This is a genomic window from Acinetobacter bereziniae LMG 1003 = CIP 70.12 (assembly GCF_000368925.1).
GTDB lineage: Bacteria > Pseudomonadota > Gammaproteobacteria > Pseudomonadales > Moraxellaceae > Acinetobacter > Acinetobacter bereziniae.
Map to the genome: position 1 here is coordinate 155,056 of NZ_KB849754.1, position 20,859 is coordinate 175,914.

Below are 20,859 nucleotides of genomic sequence, written 5' to 3' on the forward strand. Positions count from 1 at the left end.
TGACCAGCTACCACAACAAAATAAGGTAGCTTAACTAGAGCAGAGTATCACTTATAAATAAGCTTTTAGTTGTTCAAACATGTGGGACCACCTCTTTCAGACACAATAGGGTCAAAAATGATGTTCATGTGCTTATCTCATTTAACAAGTAGACATATTTTAACAGAACACCCTTCAATTGCATAAATTTCATTATGAGACCTTAACAACAATAATTTTCCGCCTCTCCTCATTATTATACCAATATCAACTATCAATAAAATTAGTTACGTTCAACTGATCAAAGATTCATAAAAATATGCAAATATAAATTAAATTTTAAAAAACGCTAATATCATTTCAAATGAAAGAACGGCTTAAAAAACTGCAAAAATTCTGGCCTAATTTAGATCGGTAGATGAGTTTGAGGATATGGTTGTTTAGGATAAAATTATAGATGAAGGACTATTCAAAAATACAGGTGTGATCATGTTAACTTACACAAGTTTGTTACAAAAAGAGTTTAATCAAGAGGAACTTACTCTTATGAAAAGACTTGATTTGAGCAATATTCCTATTACTATGCCTGAAAATCTTGCTCAAATTCTGATTTGGACATCTGAACTTGCACAGTATCATCATGCATTATTCATTCAATCGAGCCAAAAATTAGAGCTTATTTCGGAAAATGACAAAAATAAAAAACAAGAACTCAACGATTTAATTAAATTATACAGAAAAACTGCATTTGTAGAAAATCAGACCAAGGATTTCTATTTAAACAAGCTGTTAAATCAAGGGGAAGTTGTTGTTCAAGGCTACATCCAACATCCTTCAAAAGTACAGACTTCAAAAGTACAGACAAAATATGCAATCATTCCCTATCATGGATATGATTTTATAACCCTCGCCACTCCTAAAATTGTTGCAAAATTTCCTTTACATTTTATTGAAATTAAAAAAGAAAGTATACCTCAAGCATTGACAGATATACATATGGATGAAGAGGAACTTTTATCTACAGTGAAAGATTTTGTGAGATCATTCAGAAAGCTATATAAAGAATGCGCGAGTAAGAATGAATTAATCAAAGAGCATAATACCACTGTACATAAAATTTATGTCAAAATTAAGAATGGAGAAGCTAAACTGATTAAGCAAGATATTCCAATTGCTATTCCCAAAGTTGTGAAAACAGCAACTACTCATCCAATTAATAGCAATAAAAAGCCATTTAAAGTGATTAAAAAGCGTAAATTCACCTTACTTAAATATAAATAAAGTTTATTCTCATTCAAATAATTAGAATAATTTTAAAATAGATAACCTTCTAATCAGCTATAAACTCCTAAGAAATAAAACTAATGCCTACATAATTTATTTTCATGAAAAAACTGACAAAAGACTTACTTTGTCTGTTGGAGAAGTCCTTTAGCTCATTTTTTCACAGTATTCTGCTTAGAAAGTTTTGCTGTAAGTTTTCTTAATGTTATTAGATTCTTTTCATAATGTTTATTTCGCCCCTTTAGTAAATTAGTTAATCGTTGCTGGAATAAGCATTCCTCAAGCAGATTCTTCTGCTTATTGGCAATTTTACGTGCTTCTGAATACAACCATAATGCATTATCCAAAGGGTCTTTGCGTCTAACTCTTTCATCCTGAACAATCCACTTTTTCACATACAGCATCGCAGCAGATATGTCTTGATCCATCAGATTTTTAAGTACATCTAGATCATAACTTTCTGATTTGTCTGTTTCGTACATCTTGTGGTCTAATCGTAAGACTTGCTCATTTCGCTCTTTGGCGTATTGCCATCCTAGTGGCAAAGGTTCGGGTGGCACAAAATCTTGTTGCTCTGTTAATCGTACTGTTCCACGCTCAATGACCTTGGTAATTAAAGCAACCTTGGTCAGTTCTTTTTCATGAGGATAGTCAACAAAATATTGGTCAAAAACAATTTGGGCCTGTTCCTGTCTATCAGCAGCAACCAATGCTCGGACTGCTTTATCTAATAGTTGGATAGAACCCAGAGGGCGTAGAGCAAGAAGCTCGGCCAGTAAACCATTTTCAATAGTAGTGTTTGCAAATAATTTATGATACCTCAATGCTTCTATAAAAAAATCAGCCTTTTCATTCACCTCCTTCGCTAACTCAGCATCTAACTCAGCTTTCTTTAACTTGGACTCAATCTCATTTCGGTGACCCAAAGCTTCCATATTTAAGCTTCGACTCATATTTTGACGATTAACCAACTGATCGCCATATTTTGAAAACAGCTTTTCCTCTTCTTCTAATGCCTGGTTTTCCGATAATTGATCAATTACAATTCTGACGTTGTATTGATTATTTAGATATTTTTCAACATACAAATCCCAGTTCAAATCCCGGTCTTTACGCCATGCCCTATCATCACACCCCTTGCCAACATAAAATACCTCACCTGATAATGTTTCATGTACATAAACGTAATACTTATAATCCATTGCTTTCCCCATAGTTGATGCCAATTTTTATAACGAGTAAATTCAACTCACACCATATTTATTGATATTTTCCCACTATTCATTCAGCATTTTTAGTCTTTATCAACAGACAGAAATCATGCCTTAAATTAGTAAAAATTTTTAGATAATTTAATTTTTAGCAGACTTCTAAATATGTAAACTAAATAAATTCAATTTACTAACAAAAAAAGAGAGGTCAACTCTCTTTTTTTCACTTAATTCAAAGCCTGAACCGACTGCTGTAACCCTTTCTGAATATCTTGAACAAGGGTCAAAGCATGAAATTGACATAGAAAAATTGATTAATATGAACTTTTCAACTCATTTGCTAAAAATGATGCAGTACGACTATCAAGGTTCTGTACTACCTGTTTTGGTGTTCCTGTCACAACAATACGCCCACCAGCATTTCCAGCTCCTGGGCCCACATCTATCACCCAATCAGCTTGTGCAACGGCACGCATATCATGCTCAATCATAACCACGGTATTACCCGCATCGACTAATCGCTGCAATTGAACTAACAATCGATCTACATCTGATGGATGCAAACCTGTAGTTGGCTCATCAAGTATATACAGTGTATTTCCACGCTGATTGCGTTGCAGCTCGGTCGCCAATTTAATACGTTGCGCTTCTCCACCAGATAGTTCAGTCGCTGGTTGCCCTAAACGTAAATAACCAAGACCAATTTCCTTTAATAATTGTAGTGAACGAGCAATCGAGACCTCTCCATCAAAAAAATCACGTGCTTCATTGACGGTCATTTCTAATACTTCAGCAATATTACGTCCATTCCAGCGAATTTTCAGAGTGTCATCATTATATCGAGCACCATGACATGTCGGACAAGGGGCATATACACTTGGCATAAACAATAATTCTACACTGACAAAGCCTTCACCTTCACAAGTTTCACATCGCCCTTTAGCCACATTAAATGAAAAACGTCCAGCATCATAATGAGCTTGGAGAGCTTCAGGAGTCCCAGCAAATAACTTTCTAACATGATCAAATAAACCCGTATAAGTTGCCAGATTAGAACGTGGAGTACGGCCAATTGGTTTTTGATCAACCTGTACCAGACGCTTTATAGCCTCCACATCACCAGCTAGAGAACCTCGTGTAACCTCGGTAACCAACATTCCTTCATTTAAAGGATTATCTTCATTATTGTTTTCAGTTTCAGATTCATTGCCTAAATATGAAAGTACTAACTCAGGTAAAGCTTGAGAAACGAGACTAGATTTACCTGAACCTGAAATACCTGTAACTGCTGTAAGTACACCAAGAGGTATACGAGCATCAATATTATGCAGGTTATGTCGGTAAATATTGTTAAGTTCAAGCCAACCAGAGGGTGTACGTCCATAACTTTGAGTAACTGGGATTTTATTAAATAAATAACTTGCAGTACGTGAAGCTGAAATCTCACTTAAACCCTGAGGTACCCCACTATATAAAATATTACCACCTTGCTCTCCTGCATCTGGTCCAACATCCACTAACCATTGAGCACGACGCATGAGCTCTAAATCATGCTCTACAACAAATACGGAGTTCCCAGCATCTCTTAATTTATCGAGGGAATCATATAATGACTGACTATCTGAAGGATGTAATCCAGCAGACGGCTCATCCAGTACGTAAACTACACCAAATAGCATAGAACTTAATTGTGTTGCTAAACGCAAACGTTGTAACTCTCCAGCTGAAAGAGTCGGTGTGGCTCTATCTAATGTTAGATAACCAAGGCCTAACTGGCGTAATTGATTTAAACGCCCTACCACACCACTTGCTAAACGCTGGGCAGCAATTTTCTTTTCATCTGAAAGTGCTGAAGTACGTCTTACATCTGGAGATACAGAATGCACTGCTCTACCTGTTGTTGCTCGTTCAGATCTATCAAGTTGAGTTACTTTATTATTAGTCTTTTCGCCAGCATCATGAGCGTCGAAATCGCCAAGAACAATGGGTTCAAGCAGGCAAGTTAACTTATCCAAAGAAAGTTGCATAAACTCACCAATATCTACTCCTGCAAAGGTAATAGATAAGGCTTCTGGTTTAAGGCGTTTACCATGACAGGAAGGGCATAATTTTCCTTCCATAAAACGTGAAACACGTTTTTTCATCAACGTGCTTTGGGTATTAGCAAAAGTATGAAGGACATAGCGACGAGCACCAGTGAAAGTACCCATATAGCTAGGTTCTAATTTACGTTTAAGTGCGGACTGAGTCTCAGTGGGACTTAAACCGGCATAGACAGGAACTGTTGGGGTTTCTTCAGTAAATAAAATCCAATCTCGATCCGATTGCGGTAAATCTTTCCATGGTCGATCAACATCATATCCTAGGGTTACTAGGATATCGCGTAAGTTTTGCCCGTGCCAAGCAGGTGGCCAAGATGCGATAGCTCTCTCACGAATACTCAGTGTTGGGTCAGGAACCATTGTCGATTCTGTAACTTCATAAATGTGACCTAAACCATGACAGGTAGGACAAGCACCTTGAGGAGTGTTTGGTGAAAAGTCCTCGGCATATAACATTGGCTGATCGGCAGGATATGCACCCGCACGCGAATAAATCATTCGCACGAGACTTGATAAAGTTGTTACACTTCCAACAGAAGAACGGGTATTACTTGCACCACGTTGTTGTTGCAATGCTACTGCTGGTGGTAGACCATCAATAGCATCAACATCTGGTACTCCTGCCTGATCTATTAAGCGTCTTGCATAAGGTGCAACAGATTCGAAATATCTTCTTTGTGCTTCAGCAAAAATAGTCCCAAAAGCAAGTGATGATTTTCCCGAACCCGATACACCTGAGAAAACAACAAGTGCATTTCTTGGGATAGAAACATCTACATCCTTAAGGTTATGCTCACGCGCACCTCGAACTTCAATACAATTATTAGATAAAGTAATGTTATTGGGTTCACCAAAAGAATGTGTTTTCATGTTTCTACCCTCTATCGCTTAAAAAGTCGTAAGCTAATAATTATTAAAATATTTTCTATTAATTCCTAAAATTAAAGTTAGCTTAATTCTTAGGAATAGATTTACTAATATCTTCTTTTCTTACATTTGTGATAAGTCTTGAACCACGATAACCCACACTATGATTCCACAACCAACTTAAGGCAACGTTTAAACGACTTTGCACACCAATCAAAAAGTAAATATGTATAAGTTTCCAAAACCACCAAGCGAGTACTCCTTGTAGTTGAAATTTACCCATATCAACAACTGCGCGACTACGTCCAATTGTTGCTAGATTACCTTGATGATGATATTTAAATGGCTCTTTTATATCTTTGCCTTTTAATCGATTATCAATGGTTTTCGCAACATATTTTCCTTGTTGTTTGGCGGCTGGTGCTATACCTGGTACTAACTTACCATCTTCCATAGTAACTGCCGCGGTATCACCAATGACGAAAATTTCAGGATGCCCTGTCACAGTTAGATTTGAATCAACCAACACACGCCCTGCACGATCAGATTCAACATTTAACCAACGAGCTGCTGGAGATGCTTGTACGCCAGCAGCCCAAATAATTGTTTTTGCAGGTAGCTGTTTTCCATCATAAACAACACCATCTTCTGAACAACTTGTCACTGGTGTTCCAAGTACAACCTCAACACCAAGTTGTTCAAGTGCCTGACGGGTATAGCTAGACAACTTTTCAGGGAAAACTGATAATAAACGTGGACCGGCTTCAATCAATACCACTCGAGATTCACGAGGATCTATCAAACGAAAATCTCGAGATAACGTATCTTTTGCCAGTTCTGCAATAGTTCCTGATAGCTCAACTCCCGTCGGACCACCTCCAATGATCACAAATGTTTGTAAAGCCTTTCTTAAGATTGGATCTTTGGTACGTTCAGCTTCTTCAAAGGCAGCCAGAATTCGTTCTCGAATATTTGTTGCATCCCCCAAGGTTTTTAAACCTGGTGCAAATCGCTCCCATTCATCATGACCAAAATAAGCATGAGTAGCACCTGTCGCAATAACTAAAGTGTCATAATGCAACTTTTCGCCATCATCAAGAACAACTAGTCGGCTACCCACTTCAATGCCCTGCACCTCTCCCATTAAGGTACGGACTTCAGGACGGTTTCGAAAAATATATCGAATAGGCCAAGCGATTTCAGATGTTGATAAAGATGAGCCTGCGACTTGATACAATAATGGTTGAAATAGATGGTGATTTCTTCTGTCGATAATAGTTATATCGACATTGACACCAGCGAGACTATTTGCAGCCTCTATCCCTCCAAAACCAGCTCCAATAATAACAACACGATGACGTCCTGTAGACTTTACCATGAGTTTATCTCCCTATTTCCTAGCACTTAAGAGCTAAAGCATGATGCACAATATGTGCACGAATAAAGCTCGCAATGAAGTAATAACTATGGTCGTAACCTTCTCTTAGGTTTAAAACTAAAGGGTGATCCATTTCAGTACATACTTTTCGTAGTCTTTCTGGTTGAAGTTGGCTATCAAGAAATTCATCCCCTAAGCCTTGATCAACTAATAATGGAATTTTATGAATTGAATTCTTAACTAATTCAACAGTATCGTATTGTTTCCATGATTCCTGATCAGCTCCTAAATAAGCATTGAAAGCTTTTTGTCCCCAAGGAACTATGGATGGATTAACAATAGGCGAAAAAGCTGATACGCTCAGATATAATTCGGGATTACGTAAGGCAATCGTTAATGCCCCATGTCCTCCCATTGAATGACCACTAATACCGCGTTTTTGTGACGCAGGGAAATGAGCCTCAATTAGCGCTGGAAGTTCATGCACAATATAATCATACATTTGAAAATGTGCAGCCCAAGGATCTTGAGTGGCATTCAGATAAAATCCAGCACCTTGACCGAGATCATATGCAGGATCGTCAGCTACATTTTCTCCACGAGGGCTAGTATCTGGTGCAACAATAATAATTCCATGTTCAGCCGCATATTGTTGCGCTGCAGACTTCGTAATAAAATTTTGTTCTGTGCAGGTAAGACCACTGAGCCAGTACAGTACTGGTAATTTATCTTGATGCACCTGAGGAGGCAGATAAATAGCAAATTTCATCATGCATCCGAGTACTTCAGATTTATGTTGATAAACGTCTTGCCAACCACCAAACATTGCATGATGTTCAACACGATCCATATCGTTTTCCTTATTACAAAAAAGTTGTGATCTCCCTTTATTTTTAGAGAGGTCTTGTTTGTCGTTAAAATGATTATTTTTCTGGTATTACATCACTATGCTTTTGTCTAATCTTTCGCATTGTCCACCAAATAGAAAACATCACTAACGGTACTAATATCGCAATTGTGAATTCAGGCGCTGCTATATCATGAACTGAAGGTATACCTTTCACTAAATATGCAAGTAAACTAACAACATAATAAGAAATCGCAGCAACGGATAAACCTTCTACCGTTTGTTGAAGGTGTAATTGTTGTCTAGCACGATTATTCATTGATGTGAGCAAATCTCGATTTTGACGCTCTAACTCAACATCGATCCATGAACGCAAAAGAGAAATAGCACGTGTTAATTTTTCAGAAAGAGTAGCTTGGCGTTCTTTAACAGATTGACATGTCCTCATCGCTGGAGCGATACGACGCTCAAGAAAGTCGTGCCATGTGCAATATCCAGATATAGACTTTTCTGAAAGTCTATTCAAACGTTCTTCAACGAGTTCATAATAAGCACGACTGGCGCCAAATCGGTAAAGATTCGCTGCCACATTGGCTTCTAGTTCAGTTGCAAGCGTCGTAAGTTCAAATAGCAGTACATCATTATCACGTCTTAATTCTGTTCCTTTATTCATTTCATCAGTGATCGCGGCAAGCCGTAGCTCCATCTGACGTAGTTCAAAGGTCATTGTTCGAATTAATGGCAAAGCAAGTAATGCCAATGTTCGATATGTTTCAATCTCTAATAAACTTTGAGCAAGTGCGCCTGCACGAGCCTCTGTCAAACCACGATCAAGAATAAGAATCCGGGTCAGACCGTCATTATCTTGTCTGAAATCAGTCAAAATAGCTGCTGTTTCATTTTCTACTAGTGAATAGCACAAACTGACTGTATCAAAACGATTTACCAATTTTTCAGATTCAGTAGCCCATGGCAATACTTGCAAGCAGATACCTGAGATAATTTCACCTGGTGGAACAAAGCCATTTTTAAATGGATCTTCACCTTTAGGCAATCCCGTTGGTACATCTAGTTCTGCACACCAAAGATATGTGGAAAATTCTGTGTGTTTTTCACAATGCAAATTTCCTTCATCCCAAGTCAAACCATGAAGTGGTGATTCTTCTTTTTGAGTTTTTTTCAAGCCAAAGCGATCTGATAGTTCATCCAGCGCAATTTGGTCCTTGCTTGGATCTCCCTCTGTCAAGAAAGCTAACTGCAATAAGTTTCGTGGAGCTTGTATTAATAAAGGTGGACGGGCATGTACCTCTCCCACAGCCCTCACTCGATCTGCATGTGCTGGCATACCATATACAAATGCAGTCGAGGAAGTTTGTGGGGTCGTTTTGATAGCGGGTTCTTCTTTCATCACGACCTCAGTTTTTCAAGTTTAATAAAGAGAATTAAGCTTCTTTATACGTTCCTTTCTGCTTAGCTGAATGTGTAGCTAAAGCATCCATTAAGCCCGGTGACAAACAATCATAAGGTTCAAGTTTAAGTTCACGTAAACGATTGCGGATAGCATCCATATTTGATGGAGGAGTTCCACTTTCAATCACAGACGAAACAAAAGCTGCAAAACCAGGAGCAGACCATCCTTCTTGTGGAGAAAGCTCCGTATGAACAAAGTCTAAACCGTAGAATGCATGATCTTTATTTTCGATACGACCAAAAAGGTGCGCTCCACATTCACGACATGCGTGACGTTGAATTGCAGCATTCTCATCAACAATATGAAGCTTTTGTGGATTTGCTACAACGCTTACTTTGTCACGTGGTACAACTGCAATTACAGCGAACGTAGCACCTTCTGGTTTCCAGCATTTAGTACATCCACAAGCATGGTTATGCAATGTTTGAGCACCAACCTCAACTTGAACTTTATCCGTTGAGCATAGACATTCTAAGATTCCACCGTCGAAGTTTTCTTGGCTTGGACGGATCCCATGATCAAGAGAAGGGTGTATATGAATTTCGCTCATTTTACTTTCCTTAAGATGAATTGATCGACATGGTGTGAAATTCACACCATGGATTTTTAATATGAGATTAGTTAATTAGTACTTAATAACCGTACGGATTGACTTGCCTTCATGCATAAGATCAAAGGCTTTATTAATATCATCAAGGCCCATTGTATGGGTAACGAAAGGAGCAAGATCAATCTCACCTTTCATCGCATCTTCCACCATTCCTGGAAGTTGTGTACGACCTTTAACACCACCAAAAGCCGAGCCTTTCCATGTACGACCAGTCACCAACTGGAATGGACGAGTTGAAATTTCCTTGCCTGCACCAGCTACACCGATAATGATCGATTGTCCCCAACCACGATGAGCCGCTTCTAATGCTGAACGCATAACATTCACGTTACCAATACATTCGAATGTATGATCAACACCCCATCCAGTCATTTCAATTAAAACTTCATGAATTGGTTTGTCATAATCTTTTGGATTAAGACATTCAGTTGCACCAAATTGACGTGCCAAGTCAAATTTAGCAGGATTAGTATCAATTGCTATGATACGACCAGCTTTTGCCTGACGTGCACCTTGAAGAGCAGCTAGACCAATACCACCAAGACCAAAGATTGCTACCGAATCACCAGGCTGAACTTTTGCAGTATTATGAACAGCGCCAATGCCAGTAGTTACACCACATCCCAATAAACAAACATGTTCTGGGTTTGCATCTGGATTAATTTTTGCAACAGAAACCTCAGCAACCACGGTATATTCACTGAAAGTTGAACATCCCATGTAATGATAAAGAGGCTGACCATTGTATGAGAAACGTGTTGTTCCATCTGGCATTAACCCTTTACCTTGGGTAGCACGAACAGCAACACAAAGGTTAGTTTTACCAGATTTACAGAATAGGCATTCACCACATTCAGCTGTATAAAGCGGAATAACATGGTCACCTGGCTTAACGCTGGTTACACCCTCCCCAACCTCTATAACAATGCCTGCACCTTCGTGCCCAAGTACAACTGGAAATAATCCTTCTGGATCGTCACCAGATAAAGTAAAGGCATCAGTATGGCAAACACCTGTATCCGTAATTTTAATTAGAACCTCTCCCTTACGAGGCGGTTCAACGTCAATCTCAACAATTTGTAGGGGTTTCCCCGGCTCAAAAGCAACTGCTGCACGTGATTTCATGATGTCGTTTCCTTAGACCAAATGTAGTTTTTGGCACCGAACATCAAGTCGGTGCTGATTAACGAAGATACGATCTAACGATAGAAATAGTTTCGTCAATTGACTTTCTTTGAGAGTTAGTTCTAGTTTCATTATCTGGAAATTCTTCTCGCAAATAACTTTCTAGTACAACCGCCATTAAACCATTTACAGCCCCACGGACTGCGGCTAGCTGATGAAGAATTACACCACACTCAGTACCTTCATCAAGTGCCTGCTCAAGAGCAGCGACTTGTCCTTTGATACGTCTAACACGAGTAAGCGCTTGTTTCTTCTCACGATCATTGTATGGCATATATTCAACATTCTCTCATTTAGATTTAGTCATCATACTATACTCTCTTATCGTTAAACTCATAATACTATACCCCCCCATGGTATAAAAGGGGTAAATTAAAAATAATTAATATTTTTTGAAGAAAATTATCTTTTAGTTATACTATTGCTTTGCATAATTAATTTAATATTATTAAAAATCAGTAATTTAGTAAAAAAATATTAAAAATATATTTTTTAAAAAAAAGAAAATTTATATTAAATATTCTTATATTAACACTTCTGTATATCAAATTATCTTTTAGCAAAAACACGCTTAAAAAATAAATAAATTAAATCAATAATTTATGTTAAAGTAAAAAAAACCTAGTAATCAAACCGATTGTTAGAAAAGAATATTTCAATTGTTTAAATTAAAATCAATTAAAATAAAACCATGATACAAATTAATCTATCGAATTTACTTAATCATTTTCTTTTTAACTAGTATGCATTCAACTTGAATAATTCTTCATAAACAAATTAAAATCCATGACTTGCTGCTGCTCTAACACTTCTTGCTCAAGAAGAGACTTTTGTGCAACTGATTCAAAAAATTGTTTACGCTCATCCGTCAAAACCTGTTTCGAAAAGTTATTCAAATGTTGCTGGCATTGATGTAAAGCGAAGTCATTAAAACCTATATTATGTTGAAACATATATGTTAAGACCTTAGAGGATGGCGTTAAGAATGAATTCTCAATTTTAGCCTGTTGAGCATATATAGCTTCTTTATGTTTATTAATATCATTTGCATGATCGAGTAAATTAGCTAGAGGTCTAATATTAGCCAACAACTCTTGAGCCCAATCATACATAGCAATTGAACTATCTCCATTTTGGAGTTCTAAATTTGGCTTTCGCCCCTTTTCAGCCACAAGGTGAAAGTTATTATTCGCCTGATTAAGGCTATCTTGACTTAATGATGGGCTTTTATATAAAGCACAAAATAATAAAAATGCATCCAAAAAGTAAGCTTGCTCTAAATCAATTCCTAACGAAGAAAAAGGATTAATGTCCAAACAACGTATCTCGACATACTGTACCCCACGTGCATTTAATGCATGAAGCACACGCTCACCAGAATATGGAACTCGTTTTGGTCTAATATTTGAATAATATTCATTTTCTATTTGCAAAATATTAGTATTAAGTTGCACCCATTCGTTATTTTTATGGGTACCAATATTCGTATACAAGGGGTAAGGTGTTTCTAAAGCCTCTTTTATACTATGAATGTATGAATTGAGACTATCAAAACAAGGAGAGATAGTAGATTGTGCACTACTTTGATAACCAATCTTACTCATTCGAAGACTAGTCGCATAAGGCAAGTAGTAAGTGTCATTATCAATTTTTTTAAATTGATCTAAGTTTTTTTTTAAAAAATTTGAATTAACCGCTGGGGATGCTCCGAATAGATAAATCAATAGCCAACTATAACGGTGAAAATTTCGTATCATATCCATATAAATTGATGACCGATCTTTATTTTCGAAAGTAGTTATATTATCTAGTTGGTATAAAAGCTGAATTAATTGCTCAGGTAATGAAAAATTATAGTGAATACCTGCTATACATTGCATGGCCCTACCATATCGAAGAGCTAATCCTTTTCGATAAACGTGTTTAAACTTACCAATATTTGAATTGCCATACTCAGCTATAGGAATCCTTTCTTCTTCTGGCAAAAGAGAAGGCATTGATGAACTCCAAAGGTATTCATTATTTAGTTTTGTATAAACAAAACGATGAATATCATTAAGTTCTGCAAGGACCTCTGAAGCACTCAAACAAGGTGGCGTAACAAATTCCATTAATGATTCGGAATAGTCTGTAGTAATAAACTCATTTGTCAAAGCTGATCCTAGTGTTTTTGGATGCGGTGTAAGCACCAAATTCCCATTCTTCGTTACACGCAAACATTCACGTTCTATCCCTCGCAAACACATAGTCAATAAAGGTAAATTTTCACCTAGAATATTTAGACGATGAGTATAGTGTTCATCAAATATTAATTTATCCATATATCAAACCTTACATTCAAAGTTAATGTGCACCATGAACTACCCTATTAATTAAAGTTACTATAAGAATTCCTATAAAAAGCCAAAGAATTTGGATAATGGTATCTTTAGTTGTCCAACGCTGTTGTAATTGAGGAATTAGATCTGATAAAGACACATAAATAAAACTACTACTAGCCAAAATCATAAGGAAAGGTTGCCATTGCTGTAATCCGGCCAGTAGAAAATATCCACTTAATCCACCTAAAGCTGTCATTGCACCAGCCATAGTAAGCTTTAGTACAGCAGCACTACGATGATTTTTCTGCCTAAGAACTACCAAATCACCCATATGATGAGGTACTTCATGTACAAGAACCGAAGCAGCTGCAATCAGCCCAAGATGTATGTCAACAATGAAAATTGAAGCAATCAAAATACCATCACCAAAACAATGGACTCCATCACCCAATAATAGTGACCAACCATTAGTTGTATGTGGCTCATGTGAATGATTATGCTCATGTCCGTGATGCCACAATTCAGCTTTATTAAGTAGAAAAAAGAAAACTAAACCAATTAGAAGTGCTAAAAAAAGTTGATGTGTATCTATATTGCTTTCAAAAGCCTCTGGTAACAAATGTGTAAAACTTGTTGCTAATAACGCACCAGCTGCTAGACCTAAAAAGCCTTGTTGTACATAACTATCTTGATTGTTAATAGCTGCCCCAGCTCTCGTTACCAATAAGTCTGCGATCAAAACGCTACCTATTCCTACGACCAGAGTGACTAGGGTAATAATGAAAAGTGACATAGATTTAATACATACCTAGTAGACAATCATTTTTAACTAATCGCATATACAAGCCGAAATTCGTTCGATACAACATCAAATTTGTAGATGTTGTATTAAGCAATCTAATATACTATACCCACCTATAGTATAAAAGGGATTTTATAAAAAAGTTTAAGCCACTCAACAATTAATAGGAAATTATTTTAAATTCAATTAAATAGATACAAAAATCATGACATTCTTAATCAAATCTAGTCTATTGAGAAATTTTTATTTTTTACATTATACAAAAGAGCCTAAACAAAGGCCCTTTCATCACTATTCTCTGAGCTCTTAGTATGCTAATTGAATTAAGAATCTAAAAATTCCTGCAATAACCGCTAATGTAACTACACCAATTACCCAAAGTAAGATAAACCATCCTGTCTGTGAAAGTTTCATACAAACTCCTAATGATAACCAGCATCACCAACACGAACTTTACCTTTAAAAATCCAATATGAAAAAATGGTATAAGTCAGAATAATAGGAATGAGCAACAGTGCACCAATCAAAGCAAAAAGTTGACTATTCGCTGGGGCTGCAGCCTGCCAGATCGTTACTGAAGGTGGAATAATATAAGGCCACAAACTAATTAAAAAACCTGTATAAGCAAGGAAGACTAAGCCTAACGTATAAATAAAAGGACTAAGTTCTTTCTTTTGTTTACATGCCCGTAAAGCCATTCCCGTAAAAATAAGTACTAATACAGGAATTGGACTAAAGTACATTAACTGAGGCTGACTAAACCAGCGTTCAGCAATTTGCGGTTGTGAAAGTGGTGTATAGATAGTAACTAATCCAAAAATAATAAATACTGAAATGATCAGTTTAGGCATCATTGAAAACATTTTTTCTTGAATTTCAGCATCAGTTTTATAAATTAACCATCCACATCCTAAAGTTGCATACAGAACGACTACACCAATACCAGTAAACACAGAGAAAGGTGTCAACCAGTCCAACTGCCCACCAGCATAAACACCATTTAAGGTTTTAATACCCTGAATATATGCACCTAGAACTACACCTTGAAGAAAACCTGCAAATACTGAACCACTAATAAAAGCTTTATCCCACAGATGCTTAGTACGGTTTGCTTTAAATCGGAATTCAAAAGCAACTCCACGAAATATTAATGCGATCACCATCAAAATAATCGGCATATAAAGTGCAGAAAGAACTGTTGAATAAACTAGCGGAAAGGCAGCAAAAAGCCCCGCCCCACCAAGCACCATCCAAGTTTCATTACCATCCCAGACCGGAGCAACGGTATTCATTAGCACATCTCGCTCATTGGAACCTTTAATGAAAGGAAATAAAATTCCGATACCTAAGTCAAACCCATCTAGAATGACATAAATCAATACACCAATTCCAATAATGACAATCCAAATAAGAGATAAATCAATCATGGCGATTCTCCCGTATTGATTCTAGTTTATCTAAGCTTCCTTCAACCGCACTCATTGGTCGCATCGGTGTTTGACCAACATCAGCATGTTCGCCTGAATGTACACTTAAGAATTGCGGGCCTTTATGCATTAGCTTTAACATGTAATAAATGCCAATACCGAAAACTACAAAATAAACCAGAACAAAAATAATTAGAGTTATTCCAACTTGCGATGCGGATACGGGTGACAACGCATCTTTAGTACGAAGTACATTGTAAACAACCCAAGGTTGACGACCGACCTCTGTTGTAAACCAACCAGCTAGAAGAGCGATAAAACCTGACGGACCCATATATAATGCAAAACGTTGAAACCATTTACTTTCATATAAACGGTCAGAACGACGCAGCCATAAGCCTAAGACGGCTAATAGCAGCATTAACATTCCCATACCAACCATGACACGGAAACTCCAAAAGATGATCAAAGAATTCGGCCGATCTTCAGGAGCAAATTCTTTTAAGCCTTTGACTTCACCATTTAATGAATGTGTCATGATCAGACTACCTAAATAAGGAATTGATACTCCATATTTAGTACGTTCTTCTTCCATATCAGGAATACCAAATAAATATAAAGGCATAGCTTCATTTTTATTTGTTTCCCAATGGCCTTCAATTGCAGCTAATTTGGCAGGTTGATGATGTAAAGTATTTAAACCATGATTATCGCCCACTAAAATTTGCAAAGGTGCAAGAACCATAATCAGCCAAAGAGCCATTGAAAATGATGTTTTGACTAAAGCATCTCTACGACCTTTAAGTAAATGCCATGCTGCTGTTGCACACACTAACAACGCAGCAACCAAAAATGCAGCAATAGCCATATGTGTAAAACGATAAGGAAATGATGGGTTAAATACAATTTCAAACCAGTTTTGGGGAACAATTATTCCATTTTCGATACTAAAACCTTGGGGGGTATGCATCCAACTATTGGATGCTAAAATCCAGAACATCGAAATACATGTTCCGATCGCTACCATTAAGGTTGCAAAGAAATGAGCTCGAGGACCAACTCGTCCCCAACCAAAAAGCATAATACCCAAAAAGCCGGCTTCTAAGAAAAAGGCGCTTAAAACTTCATATGCTAATAAGGGGCCTGTGACGCCTCCTGCTATTCTCGAAAATTCACTCCAGTTTGTGCCGAATTGGTAGCTCATGACTACCCCAGAGACCACCCCCATGCCAAAGGCAACAGCGAAAATTTTGATCCAAAATTTAAATAAATCTTGATAAATAGGATTTTTGGTTCTTAGCCAACGCCATTCTAAAACAGCTAAAAAACTTGCTAGACCAATTGAAATGGCTGGAAAAATGATATGAAACGAAACGGTAAATGCAAATTGAATTCTTGCTAATTCTAGAGCAGTAAGTCCTAAAGTCATACTACCACCTCTACTTTGAATTGATTGAAGTAATAAATCACACTGATATTTCGTACTAATCACATTTATAAAAAATGTGATTTATATGAGGCTTGATGAAGTAAAAGCGCAAATTCTTTTTAAGTTTCTTCAAAAATATTGTCATGGCGAAGTCCTTACACCAATGGTATAGAATCTATATGCAACACTTTTAGATAGGATCAATCTTTAAAATTAACGAAGGTATGACTTAATAACAGCAATTGTCTCTTCAATTGATTTCTTTTGAGACTCAGTTAGAGCTTCATTTTCTGGAAACTCCTCTCTTTAATAACTGTTAAGAACCATTGCCATCAAACCATTTATCGTTCCACGAACGGCTGTCAACTGTTTCAATAACTCATCACCACTGTTACCTTCATTAAGTGTCTTTTCAAGTATTGCTACTTGTTTCTTAACACGCTTAATCCGTATAAGTGACTGTTTTTTATCAATATCGCTATATGGCATATATTCAGGTTTCCTTGTTCCCACGAAATTAATATACTATACCCACCCATAGTATAAATAGATAAGCATAGAATTTCTATACTTCAATAGGCAAAGCTTGAAGAATAACAATACTTAACTTCTGGTTTATTTTAAAATTTAAATGTATTCAACAATATAGGCTTGATAAAATACTTTTTTAATATACATTTTGATTTATAAAATATTGTTAATGATTATATCCACTAAAAACAATGATATCCAATATCTGAGAACCATTTATCTCAAACCCTTAGATATCAATGCTCTTTCAATGAATACTGTATCATTACACTTATGTTAACAATTTTATGTCAAATATAAATAAATTGCCGATATAAATTATCTAATTGATGACGAATTTTTTCAACTTCTCCTTCATTTCCATTATCTTCAAACGTAAGTAGTTCCTGTTCTTTGCTTGTAATTTGTTGACAAAGTATTGATAGATTCTCACAGAAAGCTGCTGAATGTATTGGAAGTACCGCTTCTTCATTTTTATCAGAAGCTAATTTACGTTTTGATGAAACTGGTGAAATTCCATTTTCTTGATTAAATAAAATTTGTCGTTCTCTTCGATGAGCTGTTTCATCAATAGCCTTCCTCATTGCAGCAGTTACATTATCTGCATATAGGATAGCTTTACCATTCTCGTTACGAGCAACTCGACCTATCATCTGAAGCAGTGCCTGGCTCGAACGTAGAAAACCAGCTCTATCAGCATCAAGTATAGCGATTAAAGATGCTTCTGGAATATCCAAACCTTCCCGTAAAAGACTTACACCAATTAATATGTCAAATTCTCCAACGCGTAAACCTTCAATAATTTTAATCCGGTCTTCAGTTTTTATATCCGAATGCATATATCGAACTTGAAAACCTTTATCTGATATAAAATCATGAAGCTTTTCAGCTCCTACCTTCGTTAGAGTTGTCACTAGAACTCTATTGTGATTGTTAACGCACTTTTCTATTTCAATGAGCAGATCATCAATGTACCCTTCAGATTTTCTTACCTCGACTTTAGGGTCAAGCAATCCCGTTGGCCTAATCATTTGTTCAATGATTCTAGGCTGAGATACACGTAATTCATAATCTCCTGGTGTCGCAGAAACAAATATAGTTTGTGGCTTAATCCTTTCGAATTCCTGAAAATTTAATGGACGATTATTTTTGGAGGATGGCAAACGGAATCCATATTCAATTAACGTTTCTTTACGACTCTGATCTCCACGATACATTGCTGAAATCTGAGGAATCATGACGTGCGATTCATCTATAAATAACAATCCATCTTCAGCTAAATAGTCGAGTAAGGTAGTTGGCGGTAACTTCGCATCACGTCCACTAAAATAACAAGAATAATTTTCCATTCCCGAGCAATAGCCTAATTGCTGCATCATTTCTATGTCATTTGTAATTCTTTCATACAAACGATTCGCTTCTGTAAAACGGTTTTCTTTATTCAAATACTCTACTCGCTCCTCCATGTCAGAAAGTATTTTTGGTATTGCAGTCTCGATCTGATTTTTTGGGGTCGCAAAAAGCGTTTTAGGAGAAACCAAGTAATGATCTATTTCATTTAACTTTTTTCCCGTGACAGGATCTATCCACGTAAGAGACTCAACTTGTCCATCAAAGAGTTCGACGCGAATTGCATGATGTTCTGAATCAGCAGGAAAAATATCAATGATGTCTCCTCTAACCCTAAACATTGCACGCTTTAAAGTTTTTTCACTTCGTTCATACTGTAATAATGCTAACCGATGGATAAGCTCTTTTTGTTCAAATTGGGCACCTGGAGCTAGTGGAATTTGCAAGGTTTTATAACTACTTGGATCACCTAAACCATAAATTGATGATACAGAGGCAACAACAATTACATCCCGACGCTCTATGAGGGATTTAGTCGTGGATAAGCGTAGTCTCTCTAGATGGTCATTAATTGCAGAATCTTTTTGGATAAAACGATCACTACCAGGGATATACACTTCTGGCTGAAAATAATCATAGTAAGAAACAAAGTATTCAACCGCATTTTCTGGAAAGAAACGCTTCATTTCATCGTATAGCTGAGCCGTCAATGTTTTGTTCGGCGCTAAAATAATAGTAGGTCGTTTCAAGCGGTGAATAACATTTGCCATGGTAAATGTCTTACCAGAGCCAGTAATCCCTTTTAAGGTTTGATGAGTTGCACCATTATCAATACCTGAGATCAATCTTGCGATAGCTTCGGGTTGATCCCCAGCGGGGATATAATTTGAATGCAAAATAAATTTACCGTGTGGCATTGAAATCCCTCTATATTTAACTACCTTAAGAAAAAATCTGAATCATTAACAACTTAAGATGTACAAGCAATATTTTTAATATAATACACAATATCAAAACAAGTTTAAGTCATAGTATTTCTTATGTTAATCCGTTGAAATACATAGCTTTAAATGACAATCAAATTCTTTCATTCTTAGATTTGTGATGTTCTTACTATCGAATTCTTTTTAAAGAAAGAAGATAAATTTTACCTAGAAAATATCTTTAATCACATGATTTTGCTCAGCATATTTCTGTAAATATTCTATAACCAAACGACGATGACATTGATGTGGTAAATCCTCACTACACAGTAAACACTCATTTTCAAATTGTTGCAGACTTATATGTTTTTCTATATTTCGCCGAGCCATAAGGTTTAAAAAAAGATCTTTATAACTATCCCAAGGCATATCGCCCTTTTTATAAGGCTTTAAAATTTAATCTGTAGGTGCCAAATCAGGCACATGTTCATAATCACAGTTACATATCTCCCGTAAGAAAAATTTCAAGTCATCACGCTTAGCAAACCCTGCTAGTTGTGAAACGTTATTAAGGCGAACATCGATAATTTTTTTAACGTGATTTTGCTTTATTAGATTAAAAAACTTGTTTGCACTTTTTTTAGTAAAACCAATGGTATATATAGTCATAATTTACCTTCTTCTAATAAATTTCTTCATAAAATATTTGTTGAAAATAATTGAACAAATATGTAAGTGTTATTGGCTTATCTCATGTTGGTGGTAGTGAATTGCATCAATTGAAATGGGTCTCTGAAATTCATTTCAGGTTACATGCTCAACCTCACCTATCCTTTTATGCTACGAAAATGACTATAGCAGCTTGATGAATTGAAGTTGTTTCTCGACCTTCATTCTAATAATATTCATATATTCACTTGATTTTATCGAAAGTATTTTGATCATTCAAAAATTTATCTAACAATAGGAAATCATCAGTGCTTCAAATTGGTTCAGGTAAACTCTTTACGAGAGATGTCGAATATCACAATAAGTTAAAAGGTGTCATAGAGGTGGATCAGGAAATTTGAACAACACTTATAAGTGATATTTTGCTCCCCAAATGATGTTATAAACATCAATATATGGAGTATTTTATGGCA

The 20,859-nt window shown here is 36.4% G+C and carries 16 protein-coding genes and 1 pseudogene; 1 reads left to right on the top strand and 16 read right to left on the bottom strand.

Annotation, left to right across the window (positions count from 1 at the left end; all coding sequences use genetic code 11):
* Positions 1 to 468: 468 nt before the first annotated feature.
* The gene (locus tag F938_RS00860) at positions 469 to 1,260 is read left to right on the top strand and encodes a hypothetical protein (RefSeq protein ID WP_005028551.1); all 792 of its coding nucleotides are present in this window, start codon (positions 469 to 471) and stop codon (positions 1,258 to 1,260) included.
* 155 nt (positions 1,261 to 1,415) lie between these two features.
* On the opposite strand, the gene F938_RS00865 is transcribed toward F938_RS00860, so the two are convergent.
* The 16 genes and pseudogenes from F938_RS00865 to F938_RS00935 form a co-directional block, all read right to left on the bottom strand.
* Positions 1,416 to 2,465: a GIY-YIG nuclease family protein gene (locus F938_RS00865; protein WP_002040182.1), complete on the bottom strand. Its 1,050-nt coding sequence runs from the start codon at positions 2,463 to 2,465 to the stop codon at positions 1,416 to 1,418.
* Positions 2,466 to 2,788: 323 nt separating this feature from the next.
* The gene (locus F938_RS00870; protein WP_000848145.1) at positions 2,789 to 5,446 is read right to left on the bottom strand and encodes an excinuclease ABC subunit UvrA; all 2,658 of its coding nucleotides are present in this window, start codon (positions 5,444 to 5,446) and stop codon (positions 2,789 to 2,791) included.
* Positions 5,447 to 5,528: 82 nt separating this feature from the next.
* Complete coding sequence (locus tag F938_RS00875) at positions 5,529 to 6,821, bottom strand: NAD(P)/FAD-dependent oxidoreductase (RefSeq protein WP_005006190.1); 1,293 nt, start codon at positions 6,819 to 6,821, stop codon at positions 5,529 to 5,531.
* 19 nt (positions 6,822 to 6,840) lie between these two features.
* Positions 6,841 to 7,671: an S-formylglutathione hydrolase gene (fghA, locus tag F938_RS00880; RefSeq protein WP_000376303.1), complete on the bottom strand. Its 831-nt coding sequence runs from the start codon at positions 7,669 to 7,671 to the stop codon at positions 6,841 to 6,843.
* A 73-nt stretch (positions 7,672 to 7,744) separates the two neighbouring features.
* Positions 7,745 to 9,076, bottom strand: a complete 1,332-nt coding sequence (locus F938_RS00885; RefSeq protein WP_000657000.1) for a DUF3422 family protein — start codon at positions 9,074 to 9,076, stop codon at positions 7,745 to 7,747.
* 34 nt (positions 9,077 to 9,110) lie between these two features.
* A complete protein-coding gene (gene gfa, locus F938_RS00890) occupies positions 9,111 to 9,689 on the bottom strand; it encodes an S-(hydroxymethyl)glutathione synthase (protein ID WP_001289504.1) in 579 nt (192 codons plus the stop codon).
* Between the two features lie 75 nt (positions 9,690 to 9,764).
* A complete protein-coding gene (locus F938_RS00895) occupies positions 9,765 to 10,874 on the bottom strand; it encodes an S-(hydroxymethyl)glutathione dehydrogenase/class III alcohol dehydrogenase (RefSeq protein ID WP_000842133.1) in 1,110 nt (369 codons plus the stop codon).
* A gap of 58 nt (positions 10,875 to 10,932) precedes the next feature.
* A complete protein-coding gene (gene frmR, locus F938_RS00900) occupies positions 10,933 to 11,208 on the bottom strand; it encodes a formaldehyde-responsive transcriptional repressor FrmR (RefSeq protein ID WP_001146646.1) in 276 nt (91 codons plus the stop codon).
* Positions 11,209 to 11,683: 475 nt separating this feature from the next.
* Positions 11,684 to 13,255: a glutamate--cysteine ligase gene (gene gshA, locus F938_RS00905; RefSeq protein ID WP_005028558.1), complete on the bottom strand. Its 1,572-nt coding sequence runs from the start codon at positions 13,253 to 13,255 to the stop codon at positions 11,684 to 11,686.
* Between the two features lie 22 nt (positions 13,256 to 13,277).
* Positions 13,278 to 14,048, bottom strand: a complete 771-nt coding sequence (locus tag F938_RS00910; RefSeq protein ID WP_000051649.1) for a ZIP family metal transporter — start codon at positions 14,046 to 14,048, stop codon at positions 13,278 to 13,280.
* A gap of 315 nt (positions 14,049 to 14,363) precedes the next feature.
* Positions 14,364 to 14,471, bottom strand: a complete 108-nt coding sequence (locus F938_RS23545; protein WP_000777872.1) for a DUF2474 family protein — start codon at positions 14,469 to 14,471, stop codon at positions 14,364 to 14,366.
* Positions 14,472 to 14,479: 8 nt separating this feature from the next.
* On the bottom strand, positions 14,480 to 15,484 hold the full coding sequence (cydB, locus tag F938_RS00915) for a cytochrome d ubiquinol oxidase subunit II (protein ID WP_000566428.1): 1,005 nt from the start codon (positions 15,482 to 15,484) through the stop codon (positions 14,480 to 14,482).
* Entirely contained in the window at positions 15,477 to 16,913 is a 1,437-nt protein-coding gene (locus F938_RS00920) for a cytochrome ubiquinol oxidase subunit I (protein ID WP_000172212.1), read from the bottom strand. Before F938_RS00920 ends, cydB begins: the two co-directional genes overlap by 8 nt.
* A 306-nt stretch (positions 16,914 to 17,219) precedes the next feature.
* On the bottom strand, positions 17,220 to 17,402 hold the full coding sequence (locus F938_RS00925) for a metal-sensing transcriptional repressor (protein ID WP_005028561.1): 183 nt from the start codon (positions 17,400 to 17,402) through the stop codon (positions 17,220 to 17,222).
* A 332-nt stretch (positions 17,403 to 17,734) separates the two neighbouring features.
* Positions 17,735 to 19,711, bottom strand: a complete 1,977-nt coding sequence (gene uvrB / locus F938_RS00930) for an excinuclease ABC subunit UvrB (RefSeq protein ID WP_005006178.1) — start codon at positions 19,709 to 19,711, stop codon at positions 17,735 to 17,737.
* 234 nt (positions 19,712 to 19,945) lie between these two features.
* Positions 19,946 to 20,386: pseudogene (locus tag F938_RS00935) on the bottom strand (DUF488 domain-containing protein).
* Positions 20,387 to 20,859 lie beyond the last annotated feature (473 nt).